Genomic DNA, 23,127 nt, shown 5'->3' on the forward strand with positions numbered 1-23,127 from the left:
GCCCGGGGAGGCCCTGACGCGTGTCGAGGACCTGAGCGACCCGCCCGCGAGGGCCGGAGTGAGCCCCCGGCCCGGAGCGGGCCGGAGTGAGCCCGCGGCCCGGACCGACCCGGGGTGAGGTTTGCGTGAGCTGCCCCGGTCAGCCTCCGTACGCGCCCGAGGCCGTCAGACGCAGTGCCGTGTCGATGAGCGGGACGTGACTGAAGGCCTGCGGGAAGTTGCCGACCTGGCGCTGCAGGCGCGGGTCCCACTCCTCGGCCAGCAGGCCGAGGTCGTTGCGCAGGGACAGCAGCTTCTCGAACAGCTTGCGGGCCTCGTCCACGCGGCCGATCATCGCCAGGTCGTCGGCCATCCAGAACGAGCAGGCCAGGAACGCGCCCTCGTCGCCGGGCAGACCGTCGACGTTCTCGTCGCCGCTGGTGGTCGGGTAGCGCAGGATGAAGCCGTCCGACGTGGACAGCTCCCGCTGGATCGCCTCGATCGTGCCGATGACCCGCTTGTCGTCCGGCGGCAGGAACCCCACCTGGGGGATCAGCAGCAGGGAGGCGTCCAGCTCCTTCGAGCCGTACGACTGCGTGAAGGTGTTGCGCTCCTTGTCGTAGCCCTTCTCGCACACGTCCCGGTGGATGTCCTCGCGCAGTTCCTTCCAGCGCTCCAGCGGGCCGTCCGCGTCCCCGGACTCGATCAGCTTGATCGTGCGGTCGACCGCCACCCAGGCCATCACCTTGGAGTGCACGAAGTGGCGGCGCGGGCCGCGCACCTCCCAGATGCCCTCGTCCGGGTCCTGCCAGTGGTCCTCGAGGTAGCGGATCAGCTTCAGCTGGAGGAGGGCGGCGTAGTCGTTGCGGGCGAGGCCCGTCATGTGGGCCAGGTGCAGGGCCTCGGTGACCTCGCCGTAGACGTCCAGCTGGAGCTGGTGGGCCGCGCCGTTGCCGACCCGGACCGGGGTGGAGTTCTCGTAGCCCGGCAGCCAGTCCAGCTCCGCCTCGCCGAGCTCGCGCTCACCGGCGATGCCGTACATGATCTGCAGGTTCTCCGGGTCGCCGGCCACCGCGCGCAGCAGCCACTCGCGCCAGGCGCGGGCCTCCTCGCGGTACCCGGTGCGCAGCAGCGAGGACAGGGTGATCGCCGCGTCGCGCAGCCAGGTGTAGCGGTAGTCCCAGTTGCGGACACCGCCGACGTCCTCCGGCAGGGAGGTGGTCGGCGCGGCGACGATGCCGCCGGTCGGGGCGTACGTCAGGGCCTTCAGCGTGATCAGCGAGCGGACCACGGCCTCCCGGTAGGGGCCGTGGTACGTACAGTGGTCGACCCACTCGCGCCAGAAGTCCTCCGTCGCCTCCAGGGACTGCTCCGGCTCGGGCAGCGGCGGCGGCTCCTTGTGCGAGGGCTGCCAGGAGATCGTGAACGCGATCCGGTCACCCGGCGCGACCGTGAAGTCCGCGTACGTCGTCAGCGACTTGCCGTAGGTCTCCGCGGATGTGTCGAACCACACGGAGTCGGGACCCGCGACGGCCACCGTGCGCCCCTCGTGCTTGTGCACCCACGGCACCACCCGTCCGTAGGAGAACCGCATCCTGAGCGCCGAGCGCATCGGGACCCGGCCCGAGACGCCCTCCACGATCCGGATCAGCTGCGGGGCGCCGTCACGCGGCGGCATGAAGTCGGTCACCCGGACCGTGCCCCGCTGGGTGTCCCACTCGGACTCCAGGATCAGCGAGTCGCCCCGGTAGCTGCGCCGCGCCGCGGTGGGGGGCTGCTGGTCGGAGGCGTACGCGGGCCCGAGCCGCCAGAAGCCGTGCTCCTCGGTGCCCAGCAGGCCGGCGAAGATGGCGTGCGAGTCGAAGCGGGGCAGGCACAGCCAGTCGACTGTCCCGTCCCGGCAGACCAGGGCAGCGGTCTGCATGTCTCCGATGAGTGCGTAGTCTTCGATGCGCCCGGCCACGTGCAACTCCAGTCGAACGGCCACGTCACCCCACGAGGGGGCTGTCGCTAGTGCGGTCAAGGGGGTTTCAGCAGGTCTTGCAATGCGTCATTGAGCGATGAAGCAAAACAGGTCGCCCAGCCGTGATGCAAAGCGCCAATTCTTGCTCAACGAACTGACGAGCTCACGTTGTTCCGGTGGGTACGGGCGGGGGGTGGTGCCGTGGGGCCGGACGGGCTCGGCAGCGAGTGTCCGAGCAGGATACGACGCACGCCGATGATCCGGGTGCCCGTAGTGGCAAGGCGGGTACGCCGAACGAGTGAGCAACGGGTGAGGGACCGGTGACCGTGACCGCCTCCGTGTCGGGATGTGTGCGGAGCGTGGCCGGAAGCCGCCGCCCCGCGGCGCTGATACGCTGGTAGCCCGTGGACCGGTGGGCCCCTGCCCGACAGGAAACCCCCGAACCGCAGCGACGGCACCCCGGAGTATTCCGGCGGGCAGCCGCACCGCACCCCCAGACCGCGACCACGGGAGCCCCGTCTTGGCCATGCCGCCCGCCGCTTTTCGTAATTCGACGACCAAGCACATCTTCGTCACCGGGGGTGTCGCCTCCTCGCTCGGCAAGGGCCTGACGGCCTCCAGCCTCGGCATGCTGCTCAAGGCCCGCGGTCTGCGCGTCGTGATGCAGAAGCTCGACCCGTACCTCAACGTCGACCCGGGCACGATGAACCCCTTCCAGCACGGTGAGGTGTTCGTCACCAACGACGGCGCCGAGACCGACCTGGACATCGGCCACTACGAGCGCTTCCTCGACCGTGACCTCGACGGCTCCGCCAACGTCACCACCGGTCAGGTGTACAACACCGTGATCGCCAAGGAGCGGCGCGGCGAGTACCTGGGTGACACCGTGCAGGTCATCCCGCACATCACCAACGAGATCAAGCACCGCATCCGCCGCATGGCGACGGACGAGGTCGACGTCGTGATCACCGAGGTCGGCGGCACCGTCGGCGACATCGAGTCGCTGCCGTTCCTGGAGACCGTCCGCCAGGTCCGTCACGAGGTCGGCCGTGACAACGTCTTCGTCGTCCACATCTCGCTCCTGCCGTACATCGGCCCCTCGGGTGAACTGAAGACGAAGCCCACCCAGCACTCGGTTGCGGCCCTGCGCAACATCGGTATCCAGCCGGACGCGATCGTGCTGCGCTGCGACCGCGAGGTGCCCACCGCGATCAAGCGGAAGATCTCGCTGATGTGCGACGTCGACGAGGCCGCCGTGGTGGCCTGCCCCGACGCCCGCTCGATCTACGACATCCCGAAGACCGTGCACGGCGAGGGCCTGGACGCCTACGTCGTCCGCAAGCTGGACCTGCCGTTCCGCGACGTGGACTGGACGACCTGGGACGACCTGCTCGACCGCGTCCACAACCCCGACCACGAGATCACCCTCGCCCTGGTCGGCAAGTACATCGACCTGCCCGACGCCTACCTGTCGGTCACCGAGGCGCTGCGCGCCGGCGGCTTCGCCAACCGGGCCCGCGTCAAGATCAAGTGGGTCACCTCCGACGACTGCAAGACCCCGGCGGGCGCGGCCCAGCAGCTCGGCGACGTCGACGGCATCTGCATCCCCGGCGGCTTCGGCGACCGCGGCGTGCTCGGCAAGGTCGGCGCGATCAAGTACGCACGCGAGAACAAGATCCCGCTGCTCGGCCTCTGCCTCGGCCTGCAGTGCATCGTGATCGAGGCCGCGCGCAACCTGGCCGACATCACCGACGCCAACTCCACCGAGTTCGACCCGGCCACCGGCCACCCGGTCATCTCCACCATGGCCGAGCAGCTCGACATCGTCGCCGGTGAGGGCGACATGGGCGGCACCATGCGGCTCGGCATGTACCCGGCGAAGCTGGCCGAGGGCTCGATCGTGCGCGAGGTGTACGACGGCAAGGAGTACGTCGAGGAGCGGCACCGGCACCGCTACGAGGTGAACAACGCCTACCGCGCCGAGCTGGAGAAGAAGGCGGGCATCCTGTTCTCCGGCACCTCGCCGGACGGCAAGCTCGTCGAGTACGTCGAGTACCCGCGCGACGTCCACCCGTACCTGGTCGCCACGCAGGCCCACCCGGAGCTGCGCTCGCGCCCGACGCGTCCGCACCCGCTGTTCGCCGGGCTCGTCAAGGCCTCGGTGGAGCGGAAGACTTCGAAGTAACACACCAGTTGTACGGTGGCCGGGGTGCATCCCTTCAAAGGGTGTGCACCCCGGTTTCGTTTCAGCAGGTCGCACGGCACGTGGAAGGACAGGCATGACGATCAAGGACACCCCGGAGGAGTGGGAGATCCGGGCGACGGAGACCCCCTTCACGGGCAACAAGACCTCCGTGCGCACCGACGAGGTCGTCATGCCCGACGGCTCCGTGGTCGGCCGTGACTACCAGGTCCACCCCGGCTCCGTGGCCGTCCTCGCCCTCGACGAGTCCGACCGCGTGCTGGTGCTGCGCCAGTACCGCCACCCCGTGCGCCACAAGCTGTGGGAGATCCCGGCCGGCCTGCTCGACGTCCCCGGCGAGAACCCGCTGCACGCCGCGCAGCGGGAGCTGTACGAGGAAGCGCACGTCAAGGCCGAGGACTGGCGGGTGCTGACCGACGTCTACACCACGCCCGGCGGTTGCGACGAGGCCGTCCGGATCTTCCTCGCGCGGGACCTGTCCGAGGCGGAGGGGGAGCGCTTCGCGGTCGAGGAGGAGGAGGCCGACATGGAGCTCGACCGGGTGCCGGTGGCGGACCTCGTGCGGGGTGTGCTGGCCGGTGAGCTGCACAACAACTGCCTCGTCGTGGGCGTGCTGTCCCTGGTCGCCGCGCGTAACGGTGACGGTCTGGACGCGCTGCGGCCGGCCCAGGCTCCGTGGCCGGCGCGTCCGTTCGAGGCGTAGCGCTGCGCGAGCGGTGCCGCGCGTGTCGGCGGTCGGGTGCGGCTCCGTCGTGGCTTGTCGCGCAGTTCCCCGCGCCCCTTTTCGGGGTCGGTCGTCGGTCGGGTGCGGCTCCGTCGTGGCTTGTCGCGCAGTTCCCCGCGCCCCTTTCGGGGTCGGTCGTCGGTCAGGTGCGGCTCCGTCGTGGCTTGTCGCGCAGTTCCCCGCGCCCCTTTGGGGCGGCGTTTTGAGGCTTGTGGTCCTACGATCTGCTGATCCGATCGGGGGATGCTCCGCCGTGCCCGCCCTGCACCACCCGGAACGTTGCAGAGCGTGAACTAGGCTCTGTGGCACGCCCGAGCCGGAGTCCCGGCGGGCTTGCGTGTGCGGTGGGACGGGAGTGTGGCCCGTGACGGATCAGGTCGTGGAGACAGGCGACGCGCGGTCGGCCGGGCGCGTCGCCGCAGCGAGCGAGTTCCTCGGCCGCACACGGGAGTTGAAGGAACTGCGCGCCGACATCGAGCGCGCCGGACTGGACACCCTGGCCGGCCGCAAGGCACCCCGCGCACGCGTCCTGCTCATCGCGGGCCGGCCCGGTTCGGGACGCACCGCACTCGCCGAGGAACTCGTACGACAGGTAGCGGACCGTTACCCCGACGGGGTCCTGCGCGTCGGCCTGACCGACCCCGACGGCACCCCCGTCCCCGTCGGACGCGCCGCCCGGGACCTGCTGGCCGCCCTGGACGAACAGGCACCGGCCGGGGCCTGCGAGGACGATCTCACCGACACCCTGCGCAGCGCCCTGGCCGACCGCCGGGCCCTGCTCCTGCTGGACGACGCCGCCGATGCCGAACAGGTCGACGCCCTGCTTCCAGACACCCCCGACTGCCTCGTCGTCGCGGTCTCCGAAGGCCCGCTGACCGGCATCTCCGACGTGCGCCCCTGCACCCTGGGCGGCCTGGACGCCAAGTCCGGGGTGGAACTGCTGACCCGGCACACCGGCTCGGTCCGCATCACCGTCGACCCCCGGGCCGCCGAGGGCCTCGCCGAGGAGTGCCAGGGGCAGCCCGCCGCGCTGATGCTGGCGGGCGGCTGGCTCGCGGCCCGCCCCAAGGCCGCCGTCTCCGACCTGGCCAAGCAACTGCGCGCCGACGACAGTGAGGGCACCGCCCTGACCCGGGTCTTCCGGCTCGCCCACGCCTCCCTGCCCGCGAACGCCGCCCGGATGCTGCGCCTGCTCGCCCTCGCCCCGGCCGGCCTCGTCGACCCGCAGACCGCCTCCGCACTCGTCGGCTGCTCGGTCGACAGCGCCCGCTCCACCCTCGACGACTTCGTCGCGTCGGGCTTCCTGCACGCGGTGGACTCCCCGCTGCCGCAGTACGTGGTGCCCGGCTGCCTGCACCCGCAGCTGCGGATCCTCGCCGAGCACCACGAACGCCCGGCCGATCTCCAGCTGGCCCGCGCCCGCATGCTGGAACGCACCGTCCGGCTGCTCCAGGCCTGCCGGGCGATCACCGAGACCGACAGTCCGACGGCCCGCCAGAAGCTGCTCGACATGCCCCGTGCGCTGCGCTTCCCCACGCCGCGGGCGGCAGCCGACTGGCTGCGCCTGACCCGGCCCGCGCTGCTGGCGTCGGCCCGGCTCGCGGTCGCCGACGGGGAGCTGGACACGCTGGCCCGCCGGCTGATGTCCCAGCTGGTCCGGGCGATGGCGGCGCACATCGGCACCAAGGCCGCCGCGCCCGACCTCTACGAGATCCACGGCATGGTCCTCGACGTCGCCGAGCGCCGCCACCTGCCCAGGGAGCGTGCCGCCGCCCTGCTCAACCTGGGCGACCTCGACGCCCGCACCGGCCGCACGGCCGACGCCCTGGCGCGCTACCGGGCCGCTCTCGACGCCGGGCGCGAGGTGAACGACCCCTACGCGACCGGCCGTGCGATGGAATCCGTAGGCGGCGCGTACCAGGACCTCGACGACTTCGACCGGGCCGCCGACTGGTTCGGGCGCGCCCTGGTGGAGCGGCTCGCCCGGGGTGAGCGCGCCGAGGCCGCACGGCTCTACGGGCGGATCGCCGCCGCCCACACCTTCGCGGGCCGCTACGGCGAGGCCCTGCGGAACTGGCGCGCGGCGATCGCCGGCCACCGCAAGAACGGCGACATCGCCGCCCAGGCCCGGGCCCTGAGCGAGCTGGCGCGGGTCCAGGAGTACGCGGGCCGCCCCGAGGAGTCGCTGCGCACCTGCCGGGAGGCCGTGGAGTGGGCGCGGCGCGCCGAGGACCCCCGGCTGCAGGCCGCCCTGCACCTGCGGGTCGCCGACACCCTCGAACACCTGGGGGACCCCGCGTCCGCCGGGCTGCACCGGGGCGCCGCCGAGCGGATTCTCGACGACTCAAACCTTCAAAATGACCCTGACGCCTGCGAAATCCGTACCGCATCCGCTGAAGATTGATGCAATGAAAGGCTAGACAGGGAGAACACCTTCATTAGACTGGCTCTGCCGCACGTTCTCCTGCGGTCTCTCCCGGTGTGCCCGTGCGTGCCCGGGTATGTCTAAGAAATACCCCCCATACCCTCTGAGCCAAGGACCGTGATCGACGTGAAGGTCGGCATCCCCCGCGAGGTCAAGAACAACGAGTTCCGGGTGGCCATCACCCCCGCCGGAGTGCACGAGCTGGTGCGCCACGGCCACCAGGTCGTCGTCGAGCGCGGCGCCGGCGTCGGTTCCTCCATCCCCGACACCGAGTACGTCGCCGCCGGCGCGCAGATCCTGGACACCGCCGACGAGGTGTGGGCCGCCGCCGACCTGCTCCTGAAGGTCAAGGAGCCCATCGCCGAGGAGTACCACCGCCTCCGCAAGGACCAGACGCTCTTCACCTACCTGCACCTGGCCGCCTCCAAGGAGTGCACGGACGCCCTGCTGGAGTCCGGCACCACGGCCATCGCCTACGAGACCGTCGAGCTGCCGAACCGCGCGCTGCCGCTGCTCGCCCCGATGTCCGAGGTCGCGGGCCGCCTGGCCCCGCAGGTCGGCGCCTACCACCTGATGCGCGCCAACGGCGGCCGCGGCGTCCTGCCCGGCGGCGTCCCCGGCGTGCTGGCGGGCCGCGCCGTCGTGATCGGCGGCGGCGTCTCCGGCTGGAACGCCGCGCAGATCGCCATCGGCATGGGCTTCCACGTGACCCTGCTCGACAAGGACATCAACAAGCTCCGCGAGGCCGACAAGATCTTCGGCACGAAGATCCAGACCGTCGTCTCCAACGCCTTCGAACTGGAGAAGGCCTGCCTGGAGGCCGACCTCGTGATCGGCGCGGTGCTCATCCCCGGCGCCAAGGCCCCGAAGCTGGTCACCAACGAGCTCGTCTCGCGGATGAAGCCCGGAAGTGTCCTTGTCGACATCGCGATCGACCAGGGCGGCTGCTTCGAGGACTCCCGTCCGACCACCCACGCCGAGCCGACCTTCCCGGTGCACAACTCGGTCTTCTACTGCGTCGCCAACATGCCCGGCGCGGTGCCGAACACCTCCACCTACGCGCTGACCAACGCCACGCTGCCGTACATCGTCGAACTGGCCAACCACGGCTGGGCGGACGCGCTGCGCCGCGACCCGGCGCTGGCCAAGGGCCTCAACACGCATGACGGCAAGGTCGTTTACCGCGAGGTCGCCGAGGCGCACGGCGTGGAGCACGTGGAGCTGTCCTCGCTCCTCGGCTGACCGGCCCACCGGCCCGCGGTCGCCGGTAAGTCGGCTAAGTAACCAACCCGCAAAGGCGATACGTCAACTCCCCTCGTCAACGCCGCGCACCCGGCCGGACCTTGCCCGACAGGTCCGGCCGGATGTGTGTATGGTCACTTCGCGATTCTCGGGCAACTCGCCTCGAACGTAACCCTTCAACCGATTCGCACACCGGTGAAACCTGCCGTGCGACGGCCGTACGCCCTTGACAGCGGGATGTTTCATTGCCGACACATCGGGCCGGGTCCGGCGGATTGTGTTGCTGCGGACGCCCGACACGCCATAGAGTCGCCAACCGTCGGCATGGTGCCACGCTGACCTGTCTAGAAGTTTCCTGGTCACCAAGGAGGTAAGACGACTTGTGAATGAGTCGACATTTACTCCCGGCGGTGGCCAACCAGGAATGCCTGCACCGGGCCAGGAGCCCGCGGGGTTCGCGGCTGTCGGCTCCGTCGCTGTGCGCACCTTCGCAGCCCACCAGAGTCAGCAGGCGACTCACACAGCACACCAGAAGATGGATGGCCATCACGTGAACGCCATGGCCGGCGACGGAAGTGGCGCGCCCCACGACCACTTCGCCGACTACGACGAACTGCCCGAGGGGCACTTCTACGACCCCGACGCCGAGTACGAGCCCGACCCCGAGTACGCGGCCACTCTCGCGCCCGACGCTGCCAGACAGCGCCGTGAGCGCGTCGGCCCGACCGGGCGTCCGCTGCCGTACTTCCCGATCCCGGGTCCGCTGCCCGAGCACGGACCCGCGAAGATCATCGCGATGTGCAACCAGAAGGGCGGCGTCGGCAAGACCACGTCGACCATCAACCTGGGTGCCGCGCTCGCGGAGTACGGACGCCGTGTCCTGCTCGTGGACTTCGACCCGCAGGGCGCGCTGTCGGTCGGACTCGGCGTCAACCCGATGGAGCTCGACCTCACCGTCTACAACCTGCTCATGGAGCGGGGGATGGCGGCCGACGAGGTGCTGCTGAAGACCGCGGTCCCCAACATGGACCTGCTGCCCAGCAACATCGACCTGTCGGCGGCCGAGGTCCAGCTCGTCTCCGAGGTCGCCCGCGAGTCGACGCTGCAGCGTGCCCTGAAGCCGCTGCTGCCCGACTACGACTTCATCGTCATCGACTGCCAGCCCTCGCTCGGCCTGCTCACGGTGAACGCCCTGACGGCCGCGCACAAGGTGATAGTGCCTCTGGAGTGCGAGTTCTTCGCGCTGCGTGGTGTGGCCCTGCTGACGGAGACCATCGAGAAGGTCCAGGAGCGGCTCAACCCGGAGCTGGAGCTCGACGGCATCCTCGCCACCATGTACGACTCGCGCACGGTGCACAGCCGTGAGGTGCTCGCGCGTGTGGTCGAGGCGTTCGACGACCACGTCTACCACACGGTCATCGGGCGCACGGTCCGCTTCCCGGAGACCACGGTCGCCGGTGAGCCGATCACCACCTACGCCTCCAACTCCGTCGGTGCCGCCGCCTACCGTCAGCTCGCCAGGGAGGTGCTCGCCCGGTGTCACGCCGAGTGAGTCTGCCGGGGGCCGACGAACTCTTCCGTACGACAGGGGGGATGGCGCTTCAGTCGTCCCAGCCCAGGCGTCAGGCCAACGGCGACGCCAGGGTGCCCGCTCCGGCGGGGGAGGGCGACGCGGCGGCCGCCGCGGAGGACGCGCCGCACGCGGTGCCCGCCCAGGGCGGCGACGGCGAGGGCGCGGAGCACGTCGCGGCGGACGCGGAGCCGGCCGAGGCCGGGGAGGCCCACAGCCGTTCCGCGGCAGCCGAGCGCTCCGGTTCCGCCCGTCGGCAGGGGGCGCAGGAAGGTTCTGCCGCCGCTGCCGCGGGGGCAGCGCCCCGCAAGCGCGGACGCAACCCCTCGCGCCGGCCCAGCGGCCGTGAGCGGCACGACGAGAAGATCACCGTCTACGTGTCGGCCGAGGAACTCATGGACCTCGAACACGCCCGTCTCGTGCTCCGCGGCGAGCACGGTCTGGCCGTGGACCGCGGACGCATCGTCCGTGAGGCGGTCGCGGTGGTCCTCGCCGACCTGGAGACCCGCGGGGACGCCAGCATCCTCGTACGACGACTGCGCGGGCGGTAGCGGTAGCCTGCGGGGGCCATGACCTCGAACGCTTCCCCACCTCCCCCCGGCACCCCGGCCGGCCGCCGGCGTGCGCTGGGGAGGGGGCCGGGGGCTGCGCCGGCCGTGCCGGGGGGGGCCGCGTCGCCCACCTCACCGCAGGAGGCAGACCCCGCGACGCTGCCGGCCGCGGAGGCAGGAACCGAGGCGGCCGAGTCGCCCGCACCGCCTGTGGAGGCAGCAGGATCGGTGGGCGTGGGGGAGTCGAACGGGACTGCCGCGGCGACCCCGACCGCCGGGTCGGCGAACGGGCCCGAGGAGTCCTCCGCGCCCGCCCCGGTCCTCCCGCCCCCGGCCGGTGACGCCGAGGCGGCGGGCGACGGTGTCTTCAAGGTCCGGCTCGCCAACTTCGAAGGGCCCTTCGACCTGCTGTTGCAGCTGATCTCGCGGCACAAGCTGGACGTCACCGAGGTCGCGCTGTCGAAGGTGACCGACGAGTTCATGGCCCACATCAGGGCGATGGGGCCGGACTGGGACCTGGACGAGACGACCGAGTTCCTGGTCGTCGCCGCCACCCTGCTCGACCTGAAGGCGGCGCGGCTGCTGCCCACCGCCGAGGTGGAGGACGAGGGCGACCTCGCGCTGCTCGAAGCGCGGGACCTGCTGTTCGCCCGGCTGCTGCAGTACCGCGCGTACAAGCAGATCGCCGACATCTTCAGCGGACGGCTCGACGACGAGGCCCGGCGCTACCCCCGGACCGTCGGACTCGAGGCGCACCACGCCGAGCTGCTGCCCGACGTCGTCATCAGCATCGGCGCGGAGGGCTTCGCCAGGCTCGCCGTGAAGGCGATGCAGCCCAGACCCAAGCCGCAGGTCTACGTCGACCACATCCACGCCCCCCTGGTCAGCGTGCAGGAGCAGGCGCGGATCGTCGTGGCCCGGCTCAGGGAGCTCGGCGAGGCAGCCTTCCGGGACCTCGTGGCGGACACCGACGACACCCTGACCGTCGTCGCGCGGTTCCTCGCCCTGCTGGAGCTGTACCGCGAGAAGGCCGTCGCGCTGGAGCAGGAGAGGGCGCTCGGGGACCTGCTCGTGCGGTGGACCGGCGGCGACGGGGACGAGACCCCGACCGTCACCGACGAGTTCGACCGGCCGCCCGAGCCGCCCAAGGAGGAGAAGAAGGCGTGAGCGAGTCAACGACCGACCTGCCGGCCGGGACGCCCACCGTCGCCGGCCTCGACCTCAAGCCCGCCCTGGAGGCCGTCCTCATGGTCGTGGACGAGCCCGCGACCGAGGAGCACCTCGCGAAGATACTGGAGCGGCCGAGGCGCCAGATCGCGGACGCCCTGCGCGAGCTGGCCGACGAGTACACCGTCCAGGGCCGCGGCTTCGAGCTGCGGTACGTCGCGAACGGCTGGCGCTTCTACACGCGCGCCGCCTTCGCCCCGGCCGTCGAGCGCTTCGTCCTGGACGGCCAGCAGGCCCGTCTCACCCAGGCCGCCCTGGAGACCCTGGCCGTCGTCGCCTACCGCCAGCCGGTCAGCCGCAGCCGGGTCTCGGCCGTCCGCGGAGTCAACTGCGACGGCGTCATGCGCACCCTCCTGCAGCGCGGTCTGATAGAGGAGGCGGGCACGGAACCCGAAACAGGTGCGATCCTGTACAGGACGACGAACTACTTCCTGGAGCGGATGGGCCTGCGCGGTCTGGACGAGCTCCCGGAGCTCGCGCCCTTCCTCCCGGAGGCGGAGGCGATCGAGGCCGAGACCCAGGAGGGCGTACCGTCGTTCGACCCGGACGCGCCCGACGACGACGTGCCGGGCCGCCCGGGAAGCCCGGGAACCCACGACGAAGACGACCAGACGGAACTTTGATGCGAAGCAGCAGCGGCAGGAACAGCAGCGGAAACAACGGCGGGAGCCGTGGTGGCAACAGCGGCGGCCGCGGCGGGAGTGGTGGTGGTCGCGGCAACTTCCGCGGCGCCGGCAACAACCGCGACGACAAGCAGGGCAGCGGCCGTCCGAAGAAGCCGCGCCCGGAGGAGCGCCGCTACGACGTGGGCCCCGGGGCGACGAAGGACGGCCCCAAGGCAGGGCGTGGCGGTGCCGCACGCGGCGGCGCCAAGGGCGGACCCAAGCAGCCCCAGAGGCAGGGCCGTACGACCCCGGCCCGCCCGCGTGAGTACGAGGCGCAGGTCGAGGAGCGCAACCGCGACCGGTACGCCGGGAAGAAGGAGGTCAAGCTCCCGAAGACCTTCCCCGGCGCCGAGCAGGAGGGCGAGCGCCTGCAGAAGGTCCTCGCCCGCGCCGGCTTCGGCTCCCGGCGCGCCTGCGAGGAGCTGATCGAGCAGGCCCGGGTCGAGATCAACGGCGAGATCGTCCTGGAGCAGGGCCGGCGCGTCGACCCGGAGAAGGACGAGATCAAGGTCGACGGCCTGACCGTCGCCACCCAGCGCTTCCAGTTCTTCGCGCTGAACAAGCCCGCCGGTGTCGTGTCGACGATGGAGGACCCCGAGGGCCGGCAGTGCCTCGGTGACTACGTCACCAACCGCGAGACCCGGCTCTTCCACGTCGGCCGGCTCGACACCGAGACCGAGGGTGTCATCCTGCTCACCAACCACGGCGAGCTGGCGCACCGGCTGACGCACCCCAAGTACGGCGTGAAGAAGACCTACCTCGCGCACATCGTCGGGCCCATCCCGCGCGACCTGGGCAAGCAGCTCAAGGACGGCATCCAGCTGGAGGACGGCTACGCGCGCGCGGACCACTTCCGCGTGGTCCAGCAGACCGGCAAGAACTACCTCGTCGAGGTCACCCTCCACGAGGGCCGCAAGCACATCGTGCGCCGGATGCTCGCGGAGGCCGGCTTCCCGGTCGACAAGCTGGTCCGGGTCGCCTTCGGGCCGATCACCCTGGGCGACCAGAAGTCCGGCTGGCTGCGGCGGCTGTCGAACACGGAGGTCGGGATGCTGATGCAGGAGGTCGACCTCTAGACCTTGTGAGCGACGGGCACCCCCTTTTATAGTCGTGCTGACTATTAAAGGGGGTGTCGGTGTTCGCCATGAACGGCTACGACAAGTACGCCCACGAACCCTTCGCGGTCACCGTCGACCTCGCGGTGTTCACTGTCCGGGAGGGCGTGCTGCACGTGCTGCTCGTCGAGCGCGGGCAGGAGCCGTACGCCGGGCACTGGGCGCTGCCCGGCGGATTCCTGCAGCCGGACGAGTCCGCGGAGACGGCCGCCCGGCGTGAACTCGCCGAGGAGACCGGCCTGTCCGACGTCTCGGGGCTGCATCTGGAGCAGCTGCGGACCTACAGCGAGCCCGGCCGCGACCCCCGGATGCGGGTCGTCTCGGTCGCCTTCGCGGCGCTGCTGCCCGACGCCCCCGAGGCACGCGGCGGCAGTGACGCGGCGCAGGCCCGCTGGGTGCCGTACGGCACGGCGGGGCCGCTCGCCTTCGATCACGACCGCATCCTGGCCGACGCCCACGACCGCGTCGGCGCCAAGTTCGAGTACAGCTGCCTCGCCACCGCCTTCTGCCCGCCCGAGTTCACCCTCGGCGAGTTGCAGCAGGTCTACGAGACCGTGTGGGGCACCGAGCTGGACCGGCCCAACTTCCGTCGCAAGGTGCTCGCCACACCCGGCTTCGTCGAAGCCGTCCCGGGCGCCGCCCGGCTCACCGGCGGACGCGGCAAACCCGCCGCGCTGTACCGCGCAGGCACCGCCACCGCCCTCCACCCGCCTCTCCTCCGGCCCGCCCGGGAAGGACGCCCCGCATGACCACACTCGTCCACAAGCAGGCCGCCACCGGAGCGCTCACGGGCCTGGCCCTCGGGGATGCGCTGGGGTATCCGACCGAGTTCGACGACGTTCCCTCGATCCTCGCCGAGCACGGGCCCTGGAGGCAGATGGAGCTGCCGTCCCCGGCGATCGTCACCGACGACACGCAGATGACGCTGGCCCTCGGACGGGGCGTACGGGCGGCGATGGACCGGGGGGTGCTGGGGCCGGAGGGGATGGCCGAGGCCGTGCGGCGGGAGTTCGTCGCCTGGAACCGCTCCCCGGAGAACAACCGGGCCCCCGGCAACACCTGTCTGCGGGCCTGTGCCCTGCTGGAGCACTCGGACCGCCCCTGGCAGGACGCCAGCCAGACCGAATCCAAGGGCTGCGGCGCCAACATGCGCGTCGCCCCGCTGGGCCTGGTGTCCGGCCTGAGCGACGAACAGCGCGCGGGCGCCGCCCAGTTGCAGTCCGCCCTCACCCACGGGCACCCCACCGCGCTCGCCGCGTCCGACCTCACCGCGCACGCCGTACGTCTGCTCGCGCAGGGCGCCGAGCCGACCGGGCTGATCGGCCTGCTGCGCTCCTACGCCCTGGAGAACCGCAGCCGCTACCACGAGCGCTGGCTCGGTGACCTGTGGCGGCGGGCCGGGGCCCCGAGCCCCGGGCAGTACATCGCGCGCGGGTGGGACGAGTGCCTGGAGGCCCTGGAGCGGCTCCGGCACGCCGTGCGCACCGTCTCACCGGAGACCGACCCCTGTCTGGCCACCGGTGAGGGCTGGATCGCCGAGGAGGCCCTGGCGACCGGACTGCTGTGCTTCCTGCTCTTCGTCGACGAGCCGGTGACCGCCCTGCGCCGCGCCGCCTGCACCGCGGGCGACTCGGACTCCATCGCCTGCCTGGCGGGCGCCTTCGCGGGCGCGCACCTGGGTGCGGAGGCCTGGCCCACCGAGTGGGCCGACCGCGTCGAGTACCGGGGCGACCTGCTCACCCTCGGGGCGCTGTGGGACGCGTGACGGCCCGGGTGCCGGGCGGGGGACGTCAGGTCATCCGGATCGAGTTCCCCTCCACGGTGATCTGCTCCGCGGGCAGCGGCTGGGTCGCCGGTCCGTGGGCCACCGCACCGTCGGTGATCTTGAACTTGCTGCCGTGGCAGGGGCAGTTGATCGTGCCGCCGGAGACGGACCCCACCAGGCAGTGCTGGTGGGTGCAGATCGCCGAGAAGGCCTTGAGCTGACCCTGTTCCGGCTGGGTCACCACGACCTTCTCGTCCGCGAAGATCTTGCCGCCGCCGACCGGGATCTCGTCGATGTCGGCCAGGGCCTGACCGGCGGAGCCGCTCGCCGTGCCCTCACCCGTGGGGGAGCCCGTGGACGCGGAGCCGCTGTCGTCGCCGCCCCCGCCGCAGGCCGTGACGAGCGCCACCGCGCCCGTCGCACCCGTCGCGAGGAGAACCGTGCGGCGCGTGGTCTCGTAGGTCATGTCGTCGCTCCGAAGCTGACTGAAGGGGTGAATCGGAATATGCGCCATCTTGGCACCGAACGTACCCAAAGCCCGTGTTTCCGGCGTCTCACCGGGCGGGCGCCGCGCACCCGGTCCGCGCGGGCTGACTAGGCTGGTCGGACGGAGAGCGACACGCACGTCAACAAGGAGCATCGCCGTGGCGGTACGAGCGGTCCGGGGCGCCGTCCAACTCGAACGGGACGAGGCCGGGCACATGGACGAGCAGGTCGGAGCCCTGCTCACCGAGATCCTGGAGCGCAACGATCTCGCCGCCGACGACCTGATCAGCATCTGGTTCACGGCCACGCCCGATCTGCACAGCGACTTCCCGGCCGCCGCCGCCCGCAAGCTGGGCATCGTCGACGTGCCGCTGATCTGCGCCCAGGAACTGGACATCGAAGGCGCCATGCCGCGTGTCGTCCGGGTCCTCGCGCACATCGAGTCCGACCGGCCCCGCGCCGACATCGCCCACGTCTACCTCGGCGCCGCCGCCGCCCTGCGCAAGGACATCGCCCAGTGAGGACCGCACTCGTCATCGGCACCGGCCTCATCGGCACGTCCGCCGCCCTGGCCCTGTCCCAGCGGGGCGTCGCCGTGCACCTCGCCGACCCGGACCCCGAACAGGCCCGTACGGCGGCCGCGCTCGGCGCCGGCACGGACGAGGCGCCCGACGGGCCCGTCGACCTGGTGATCGTCGCCGCCCCGCCCGCGCACGTGGCCGACGTCCTCGCCGACGCCATCCGCCGCGGAGCGGGACGCGGCTACCTCGACGTCGCCAGCGTCAAGGGCGGACCGCGCCGCGAGCTGGAGGCACGCGGCCTCGACCTGTCCGCGTACATCGGCTCGCACCCCATGTCGGGCCGGGAGAAGTCCGGCCCGCTGGCCGCCACCGGGGACCTCTTCGAGGGCCGCCCCTGGGTGCTCACCCCCACCCGGGACACCGACACCGAGGTGCTGAACCTCGCCCTGGAGCTGGTCTCGCACTGCCGGGCCGTGCCGGTGGTCATGGACGCCGACACCCACGACCGGGCCGTCGCCCTCGTCTCCCACATGCCCCACCTGGTCTCCAGCCTGGTCGCCGCGCGCCTGGAGCACGCCGAGGAGTCCGCCGTGCGGCTGTGCGGGCAGGGCATCCGGGACGTGACGCGGATCGCCGCCTCCGACCCGCGGATGTGGATCGACATCCTCTCCGCGAACCCCGGGCCGGTCGCCGACCTGCTCACGGACGTCGCCGCCGACCTGGAGGAGACCGTGCGGGCCCTGCGCGCCCTGCAGTCCTCCGACGACCACAAGCGACGCGAGGGCGCCGGCGGGATCGAGGACGTGCTGCGGCGCGGCAACGCCGGCCAGGTCCGCGTCCCCGGCAAGCACGGGTCCGCGCCCCGGGCCTACGAGGTCGTGGCCGTGCTCATCGACGACCAGCCGGGACAGCTGGCCCGGATCTTCGCCGACGCGGGCGCGGCCGGCGTCAACATCGAGGACGTGCGCATCGAGCACGCGACGGGGCAGCAGGCCGGTCTGGTGCAGCTGATGGTGGAGCCGAAGGCGGCCCCGGTCCTGAGCGCCGCCCTGCGGGAGAGGGGCTGGGCGCTCCGGCAGTAGGGCGGGCCGGAGGGGGCCGGCCGACGCGCGGCCGGACGAGTGACGCGCACCCAGTAACCTGGTGCGGGGCACTCGCGCCCTCACCCCCGCAGAGCCCGGTTCAGGAAGGTCCCCACTGTGGAAAGCGCCACGCCAGTGATTGTCGCCATCGACGGCCCCGCCGGCACCGGCAAGTCGAGCACCTCGAAGGCCGTGGCGGCCCAGCTCGGGCTGAGCTACCTGGACACCGGCGCCCAGTACCGGGCGATCACCTGGTGGATGGTGAGCAACGGCATCGACATAGACGACCCGTCCGCCGTCGCCGCCGCCGCGGGCAAGCCCGAGATCGTCTCGGGCACCGACCCGGAGGGCCCGACCATCACGGTCGACGGCGTGGACGTGGCGGCCCCGATCCGCACCCAGGAGGTCTCCTCCAAGGTCAGCGCGGTCAGCGCCGTGCCGGAGGTGCGGGCCCGGATCACCGAGCTGCAGCGCTCGATCGCCGCCTCCGCGGAGCTGGGCATCGTCGTCGAGGGCCGCGACATCGGCACGACCGTGCTGCCCGACGCCGACCTCAAGATCTTCCTCACCGCCTCCCCGGAGGCGCGTGCCGCCCGCCGCAGCGGCGAGCTGAAGGGCTCCGACGTCCACTCCACCCGCGAGGCCCTGATCAAGCGGGACGCGGCCGACTCCAGCCGCAAGACCTCCCCGCTCGCCAAGGCGGACGACGCCGTCGAGGTGGACACCACCGAGCTCACGCTGGCCCAGGTCATCGAGTGCGTCGTCACCCTCGTCGAGGAGAAGCGGGCCGGAAAGTGACCGAGCTGCCTTCGGCCCGGGGCGCCGAGGTCGGGCGGCGCATCGGCGTCGGCCTGATGTACGGGCTGTGGAAGCCGCGCGTGCTCGGCGCCTGGCGGGTGCCCGCGAGCGGCCCGGTGATCCTCGCGGTCAACCACTCCCACAACATCGACGGCCCGATGGTCATGGGCGTGGCGCCCCGGCCGACGCACTTCCTGATCAAGAAGGAAGCCTTCGTCGGCCCGCTGGACCCCTTCCTGCTCGGCATCGGGCAGGTGAAGGTCGACCGCGACACCACCGACCGCACGGCGATCACCCGGGCGCTCGGCGTCCTGGCCGAAGGCGGCGTGCTCGGCATCTTCCCCGAGGGCACCCGGGGCGAGGGCGACTTCGCCTCGCTGCGAGCCGGGCTCGCGTACTTCGCGGTGCGCAGCGGCGCTCCGATAGTCCCAGTGGCCGTGCTGGGAAGTTCCGACAAGCCCGGACGGTTGATAAAGGCGCTGCCTCCGCTGCGCTCCCGCGTCGACGTCGTCTTCGGCGAGCCCTTCGAGGCGGGCGACGGCAGCGGTCGCCGGACGCGCAAGGCGCTGGACGAGGCGACCGGGCGCATCCAGAAGCAGCTCGCGGCCCACCTGGAAAACGCCAGGCGCCTCACCGGGCGCTAGGCGACACTGAGTAGTGGATCAGCCCGGCACACGGCGGGCACTCCACCGACCACCACGAATGAACGACGAGGTACGGACTTCATGAACGACCACATCCAGCCCGACGGCTCGGACGCGTCCGAGGGCGCCCACGAGCACGACCACGGGGCGCTCGGCGACGCCGAGTTCGCGGAGTTCATGGAGCTCGCCGCGGAGGAGGGCTTCGACCTCGAGGACGTCGAGGGCGCCATCGAGGAGGCGGGTCACGGCCCGCTTCCCGTGCTCGCCGTCGTCGGACGCCCCAATGTCGGCAAGTCGACCCTCGTGAACCGCATCATCGGCCGCCGCGAGGCCGTCGTCGAGGACAAGCCCGGCGTCACCCGCGACCGCGTGACCTACGAGGCGGAGTGGGCGGGCCGCCGCTTCAAGGTCGTCGACACCGGCGGCTGGGAGCAGGACGTCCTCGGCATCGACGCCTCCGTGGCCGCCCAGGCCGAGTACGCCATCGAGGCCGCCGACGCGGTCGTCTTCGTCGTCGACGCCAAGGTCGGCGCCACCGACACCGACGAGGCCGTCGTCCGGCTGCTGCGCAAGGCCGGCAAGCCGGTCGTGCTGTGCGCCAACAAGGTGGACGGCCCGAGCGGCGAGGCCGACGCCTCCTACCTGTGGTCGCTGGGCCTGGGGGAGCCGCACCCGGTCTCCGCGCTGCACGGCCGCGGCACCGGCGACATGCTCGACCAGGTCCTGGAGGTGCTCCCCGAGGCGCCGCGTCAGACGTTCGGCGGGGGCGGCATCGGCGGCCCGCGCCGCGTCGCCCTCATCGGACGCCCGAACGTCGGCAAGTCCTCCCTGCTGAACAAGGTGGCGGGCGAGGAGCGCGTCGTCGTCAACGAGCTGGCGGGCACCACCCGTGACCCGGTCGACGAGCTGATCGAACTCGGCGGCGTCACCTGGAAGTTCGTCGACACGGCGGGCATCCGCAAGCGCGTCCACCTCCAGCAGGGCGCCGACTACTACGCCTCGCTGCGCACGGCGGCCGCCGTCGAGAAGGCGGAGGTCGCGGTCATCCTGATCGACGGCTCCGAGTCCATCTCGGTGCAGGACCAGCGGATCGTCACCATGGCCGTCGAGGCCGGCCGCGCGATCGTCATGGCGTACAACAAGTGGGACACCCTCGACGAGGAGCGCCGCTACTACCTGGAGCGGGAGATCGAGACCGAGCTCGGACAGGTGGCGTGGGCGCCGCGGGTCAACGTCTCGGCGCGCACCGGCCGGCACATGGAGAAGCTGGTCCCGGCGATCGAGACCGCTCTCGCGGGCTGGGAGACCCGGGTCCCGACGGGCCGGCTGAACGCCTTCCTCGGTGAGCTCGTCGCCGCCCACCCGCACCCCGTCCGGGGCGGCAAGCAGCCGCGCATCCTGTTCGGCACGCAGGCGGGCACCAAGCCGCCGCGGTTCGTCCTGTTCGCCTCCGGCTTCATCGAGGCGGGCTACCGGCGCTTCATCGAGCGCCGCCTGCGCGAGGAGTTCGGCTTCGAGGGGACGCCGATCCACATCTCCGTGCGGGTGCGCGAGAAGCGCGGCAAGAAGAAGTAGCGCGAAGCACCGGAAAGGGCGGCCCCGATCGGGGCCGCCCTTTCCGGTGTCCGGTGCTCGCTCAGCTGCCGCCCCGCCGTCCCGGCGGCAGCGCGGCCGGGACGTGGTGCATACCCGTGCCGTGCCCGCTCGTGCCGTGCCCGCTCGTGGTGTGCGACCCCGTGGTGTGCGAGCCGATGGTCCCGACGCGCTGCCACTGCGGCTGCTGCCCGGCGGCGTGGCGGGCGCTCTGGGCGCCCGCGCTGTACGCACTGTACGAACTGCCGTACGTCCCTCCGTAGGAGCCCGAACCGTGCGGGCTGTTCCCGAAGGCGGTGAAGCCCAGCTTCTCCTCGCCGCTGCGGTCCCCGGGCAGTGCGCGGAAGGACTTGACGTACTCGGCGTAGAGCGCGTCGTAGATCGGCGTGGCCGATGGGCCGCCCTGGGAGTCCTGAGCCGACCGCGCGGACGGGATCGGCGAGAAGGACTGGCGGCGGGGAACGTCGTATGCGTGCACGTATGTCCAAACGACCCCGCGGGTCAAGGGATGCGGCCCGGGTACGGCTTTCGCGGGTGTACGGCGTGGACGGGTGACGCGCCGCTCAGGTGCCGGCCAGCGGCAGCGCCGAGGCGACCAGCTTTCCGTTCGCCGCCGCCTTGTCCAGCGCGTCCCGCAGCAGGTCCTCGCGCGGCTGGCGGCCGATGGAGCCGGCCGGCGCGGCGAACATCAGCACCTGCTGGTGCTTGTTGGCGGCCGCGCGCCAGCCCTCGGTCACCTGCAGCGGCTGGTGCGCCTGCCACCAGGCCACCGGCTGCCCGCCGCCCGGCCCCGGCTGGAGCACCGCGTGCAGCTGGCCCACGGCGAGCAGCACCGACCAGCCGTGCAGCACCGGCGGTACGGCGGACAGCTCCGTCAGCGGCATGAAGCCCTGCTCGATGAGCAGCGGCAGGAAGTCGTCGCCGCCGCCGGTCGCGCCGGGCCGGGCGATGGGCCCGGTCGGCTCGACCACCAGGGCCGGGTGCAGGTCGCCGCCGATCAGGACGAGTCCGCTGGTCACGCCGAGCACCGCCTGCTCGGGCACCACCTTGTCGGGCTCCAGGTCGACGGTGTCGCCGGTGATGGACTTCACGGCGCCCCGCAGCTGCTCCTCGGTGACCTGCACGACCTGCGAGGGCAGGCAGCCGGCGTGGGCGAAGGCGAGGACGGCGGTCTCGTCACCGATGAACAGGACGGTGCTGGTGCGCTCCTGCTCGGAGTCGCCCGGGGTACGGCAGGACGTGCAGTCGTAACTGCCCGGGGCGGTCTCTCCGGCGAGCAGGCGGTCGGCTTCTTCGTCGCCGATCTCGGCGCGTACGTCGTCGCTGACGTCGAGCATGCGCGGCACGGGTGGCTCCCTCGGGGATGCGGTGTGGCAAAGCCGGGTGGCTCCCGGCCCGTGGTCCGGGTAGGTCCCGGCTCATGCAGAAGACAACGGGCGATCTGTGGCGGGAGTCACGCCCCACGCCGTACGTAATCGAACCAACCAGCGCACAGGGTCACGCAGAGCGCGGAATCGCACACTCATCGTCAACTCGCCGACATCGCAAGGGTGTTGGTGGGGTGAGGTGGGTCACAGGTCATCGGGTCCGTTGGTCGACAAATCCGGAAATCCGCGAATGAAGTGGGTGTCCGGAAACCGCCGTTACCCGAGGTATCAATGAACTGGCCTGCCCGAACGGGTGATTCCTTGATGCCGAGCCCTCGACCTCCTTAGATTCCTCGGCCGTGTGCAACGAGCACCGCTCGGGTACGTCCACCGGCCGCCGGGTTCCCAGGAACCGGGCACGGCACCGCTACCGGTGGGCGGGGCGAGCGCGGCCCTCGCGTCCCATGGCGCGGGAGCGGCGTTCCGCCTTGGGGGATCCCCGGGTGTTCCGAAAGGGACCTACATGTCCGATTGTGCCGATACCACTCGCTCAGACGCCCGCAGGCACCAGGTTCGTACGACGGCGGTCCTCGCCGGGGCGGCACTGCTCGCGCCCCTCGGACTGCTGGCCGCGACCGGAAACGCCGCGGCGGCCGACAGCGGAGTGTGGGACCGCATCGCCCAGTGCGAGAGCGGCGGCGACTGGCACATCAACACCGGCAACGGCTACTACGGCGGACTCCAGTTCGCCCCCTCCACCTGGAGCGCCTACGGCGGCACGGCCTACGCGCCCACCGCCGACCGGGCGAGCAGGTCCCAGCAGATCGCCGTCGCCACCAAGGTCCAGCGCGCCCAGGGGTGGGGCGCCTGGCCCGTCTGTTCGGCACGCGCCGGAGCGAGCGGCGACGCACCCGCCGCCGACCCGGCCACCTCCACCCGGCACGCCCCGGCCGAGCCGTCGAAGGCCCCCGCGAAGCCGTCCAAGGCCCCGGCGCGGGCCACGGAACACGCGGACCGCGGCTCCTCCCGCGGTGACTACACCGTCCGCCGGGGCGACACCCTCAGCGGCGTCGCCGCCCGGCACGGGACCACCTGGCAGCACCTCTACGCCACCAACAAGGCCGCCATCGGGGCCGATCCCGATGTGATCGTGCCCGGCCTGCGCCTCGAGTTCTGAGCCGCTGCTCCCCCTCGCCGGGACACGGGC

General features: G+C 71.8%; 21 protein-coding genes. 17 read left to right on the forward strand and 4 right to left on the reverse strand.

Features of this window, described 5'->3' with window-relative positions; translation table 11 throughout:
* Positions 1–139 precede the first annotated feature (139 nt).
* The gene (locus tag ACFV20_RS08130; protein ID WP_385654307.1) at positions 140–1,942 is read right to left on the reverse strand and encodes a glycoside hydrolase family 15 protein; all 1,803 of its coding nucleotides are present in this window, start codon (positions 1,940–1,942) and stop codon (positions 140–142) included.
* A gap of 526 nt (positions 1,943–2,468) precedes the next feature.
* On the opposite strand from ACFV20_RS08130, the gene ACFV20_RS08135 reads away from it, so the two are divergent.
* The 11 genes from ACFV20_RS08135 to ACFV20_RS08185 all read left to right on the forward strand — a co-directional run bounded on the left by ACFV20_RS08135 (position 2,469) and on the right by ACFV20_RS08185 (position 15,429).
* Complete coding sequence (locus tag ACFV20_RS08135) at positions 2,469–4,127, forward strand: CTP synthase (RefSeq protein ID WP_234847135.1); 1,659 nt, start codon at positions 2,469–2,471, stop codon at positions 4,125–4,127.
* A gap of 94 nt (positions 4,128–4,221) precedes the next feature.
* Positions 4,222–4,848 (forward strand): NUDIX domain-containing protein, encoded by a 627-nt coding sequence (locus ACFV20_RS08140; protein WP_385653783.1) that lies wholly within the window; start codon positions 4,222–4,224, stop codon positions 4,846–4,848.
* A 385-nt stretch (positions 4,849–5,233) separates the two neighbouring features.
* Positions 5,234–7,273, forward strand: a complete 2,040-nt coding sequence (locus ACFV20_RS08145) for a tetratricopeptide repeat protein (protein ID WP_385653785.1) — start codon at positions 5,234–5,236, stop codon at positions 7,271–7,273.
* A 138-nt stretch (positions 7,274–7,411) separates the two neighbouring features.
* Positions 7,412–8,536, forward strand: a complete 1,125-nt coding sequence (ald, locus tag ACFV20_RS08150) for an alanine dehydrogenase (RefSeq protein WP_385653787.1) — start codon at positions 7,412–7,414, stop codon at positions 8,534–8,536.
* A 424-nt stretch (positions 8,537–8,960) separates the two neighbouring features.
* Positions 8,961–10,088 carry a ParA family protein gene (locus tag ACFV20_RS08155; RefSeq protein WP_385653790.1) on the forward strand — a complete coding sequence of 376 codons (1,128 nt, stop codon included), beginning with the start codon at positions 8,961–8,963 and terminating at the stop codon, positions 10,086–10,088.
* Positions 10,073–10,657 carry a hypothetical protein gene (locus ACFV20_RS08160; protein WP_385653793.1) on the forward strand — a complete coding sequence of 195 codons (585 nt, stop codon included), beginning with the start codon at positions 10,073–10,075 and terminating at the stop codon, positions 10,655–10,657. The genes ACFV20_RS08155 and ACFV20_RS08160 overlap by 16 nt, the downstream gene beginning before the upstream one ends.
* 18 nt (positions 10,658–10,675) lie before the next feature.
* Positions 10,676–11,824, forward strand: coding sequence for a segregation and condensation protein A (locus tag ACFV20_RS08165; protein ID WP_385653796.1), 1,149 nt, complete (start codon positions 10,676–10,678; stop codon positions 11,822–11,824).
* The gene (gene scpB, locus ACFV20_RS08170; RefSeq protein WP_385653799.1) at positions 11,821–12,507 is read left to right on the forward strand and encodes an SMC-Scp complex subunit ScpB; all 687 of its coding nucleotides are present in this window, start codon (positions 11,821–11,823) and stop codon (positions 12,505–12,507) included. The genes ACFV20_RS08165 and scpB overlap by 4 nt, the downstream gene beginning before the upstream one ends.
* The gene (locus ACFV20_RS08175; protein ID WP_385653801.1) at positions 12,507–13,625 is read left to right on the forward strand and encodes a pseudouridine synthase; all 1,119 of its coding nucleotides are present in this window, start codon (positions 12,507–12,509) and stop codon (positions 13,623–13,625) included. The genes scpB and ACFV20_RS08175 overlap by 1 nt, the downstream gene beginning before the upstream one ends.
* Positions 13,626–13,693: 68 nt before the next feature.
* Positions 13,694–14,413 carry an NUDIX domain-containing protein gene (locus ACFV20_RS08180; protein ID WP_385654310.1) on the forward strand — a complete coding sequence of 240 codons (720 nt, stop codon included), beginning with the start codon at positions 13,694–13,696 and terminating at the stop codon, positions 14,411–14,413.
* The gene (locus ACFV20_RS08185; protein ID WP_385653803.1) at positions 14,410–15,429 is read left to right on the forward strand and encodes an ADP-ribosylglycohydrolase family protein; all 1,020 of its coding nucleotides are present in this window, start codon (positions 14,410–14,412) and stop codon (positions 15,427–15,429) included. Before ACFV20_RS08180 ends, ACFV20_RS08185 begins: the two co-directional genes overlap by 4 nt.
* A 25-nt stretch (positions 15,430–15,454) precedes the next feature.
* On the opposite strand, the gene ACFV20_RS08190 is transcribed toward ACFV20_RS08185, so the two are convergent.
* Entirely contained in the window at positions 15,455–15,895 is a 441-nt protein-coding gene (locus ACFV20_RS08190; protein WP_385653806.1) for a Rieske (2Fe-2S) protein, read from the reverse strand.
* Between the two features lie 178 nt (positions 15,896–16,073).
* On the opposite strand from ACFV20_RS08190, the gene aroH reads away from it, so the two are divergent.
* The 5 genes from aroH (at position 16,074) to der (ending at position 20,535) form a co-directional block, all read left to right on the forward strand.
* Positions 16,074–16,436 (forward strand): chorismate mutase, encoded by a 363-nt coding sequence (aroH, locus tag ACFV20_RS08195; protein ID WP_031106761.1) that lies wholly within the window; start codon positions 16,074–16,076, stop codon positions 16,434–16,436.
* Positions 16,433–17,518: a prephenate dehydrogenase gene (locus ACFV20_RS08200; RefSeq protein WP_385653809.1), complete on the forward strand. Its 1,086-nt coding sequence runs from the start codon at positions 16,433–16,435 to the stop codon at positions 17,516–17,518. Before aroH ends, ACFV20_RS08200 begins: the two co-directional genes overlap by 4 nt.
* A gap of 135 nt (positions 17,519–17,653) precedes the next feature.
* The gene (gene cmk / locus ACFV20_RS08205) at positions 17,654–18,316 is read left to right on the forward strand and encodes a (d)CMP kinase (RefSeq protein WP_385653812.1); all 663 of its coding nucleotides are present in this window, start codon (positions 17,654–17,656) and stop codon (positions 18,314–18,316) included.
* The gene (locus ACFV20_RS08210; protein WP_385653815.1) at positions 18,313–18,960 is read left to right on the forward strand and encodes a lysophospholipid acyltransferase family protein; all 648 of its coding nucleotides are present in this window, start codon (positions 18,313–18,315) and stop codon (positions 18,958–18,960) included. The genes cmk and ACFV20_RS08210 overlap by 4 nt, the downstream gene beginning before the upstream one ends.
* An 81-nt stretch (positions 18,961–19,041) precedes the next feature.
* Positions 19,042–20,535: a ribosome biogenesis GTPase Der gene (der, locus tag ACFV20_RS08215; protein ID WP_385653818.1), complete on the forward strand. Its 1,494-nt coding sequence runs from the start codon at positions 19,042–19,044 to the stop codon at positions 20,533–20,535.
* A gap of 61 nt (positions 20,536–20,596) precedes the next feature.
* On the opposite strand, the gene ACFV20_RS08220 is transcribed toward der, so the two are convergent.
* Positions 20,597–21,031 (reverse strand): hypothetical protein, encoded by a 435-nt coding sequence (locus ACFV20_RS08220; RefSeq protein ID WP_385653821.1) that lies wholly within the window; start codon positions 21,029–21,031, stop codon positions 20,597–20,599.
* 85 nt (positions 21,032–21,116) lie between these two features.
* Positions 21,117–21,899 carry a hypothetical protein gene (locus tag ACFV20_RS08225; RefSeq protein WP_385653824.1) on the reverse strand — a complete coding sequence of 261 codons (783 nt, stop codon included), beginning with the start codon at positions 21,897–21,899 and terminating at the stop codon, positions 21,117–21,119.
* A 544-nt stretch (positions 21,900–22,443) separates the two neighbouring features.
* Between ACFV20_RS08225 and ACFV20_RS08230 the strand changes: the two genes are divergently transcribed.
* Entirely contained in the window at positions 22,444–23,097 is a 654-nt protein-coding gene (locus tag ACFV20_RS08230) for a transglycosylase family protein (protein ID WP_385653826.1), read from the forward strand.
* Positions 23,098–23,127 lie beyond the last annotated feature (30 nt).

This window comes from Streptomyces sp. NPDC059696 (assembly GCF_042733745.1).
Lineage (GTDB): Bacteria > Actinomycetota > Actinomycetes > Streptomycetales > Streptomycetaceae > Streptomyces.

Bases quoted from the DNA above. Each gene is read 5' to 3' on its own strand.
- ACFV20_RS08155 (WP_385653790.1), top strand. From the start codon at position 8,961: ATGCCTGCACCGGGCCAGGAGCCCGCGGGGTTCGCGGCTGTCGGCTCC.
- ACFV20_RS08180 (WP_385654310.1), top strand. From the start codon at position 13,694: ATGAACGGCTACGACAAGTACGCCCACGAACCCTTCGCGGTCACCGTC.
- ACFV20_RS08165 (WP_385653796.1), top strand. From the start codon at position 10,676: ATGACCTCGAACGCTTCCCCACCTCCCCCCGGCACCCCGGCCGGCCGC.
- ACFV20_RS08135 (WP_234847135.1), top strand. From the start codon at position 2,469: ATGCCGCCCGCCGCTTTTCGTAATTCGACGACCAAGCACATCTTCGTC.
- ACFV20_RS08185 (WP_385653803.1), top strand. From the start codon at position 14,410: ATGACCACACTCGTCCACAAGCAGGCCGCCACCGGAGCGCTCACGGGC.
- der (WP_385653818.1), top strand. From the start codon at position 19,042: ATGAACGACCACATCCAGCCCGACGGCTCGGACGCGTCCGAGGGCGCC.
- ACFV20_RS08175 (WP_385653801.1), top strand. From the start codon at position 12,507: ATGCGAAGCAGCAGCGGCAGGAACAGCAGCGGAAACAACGGCGGGAGC.
- ACFV20_RS08230 (WP_385653826.1), top strand. From the start codon at position 22,444: ATGTCCGATTGTGCCGATACCACTCGCTCAGACGCCCGCAGGCACCAG.
- ACFV20_RS08190 (WP_385653806.1), bottom strand. From the start codon at position 15,895: ATGACCTACGAGACCACGCGCCGCACGGTTCTCCTCGCGACGGGTGCG.
- ACFV20_RS08140 (WP_385653783.1), top strand. From the start codon at position 4,222: ATGACGATCAAGGACACCCCGGAGGAGTGGGAGATCCGGGCGACGGAG.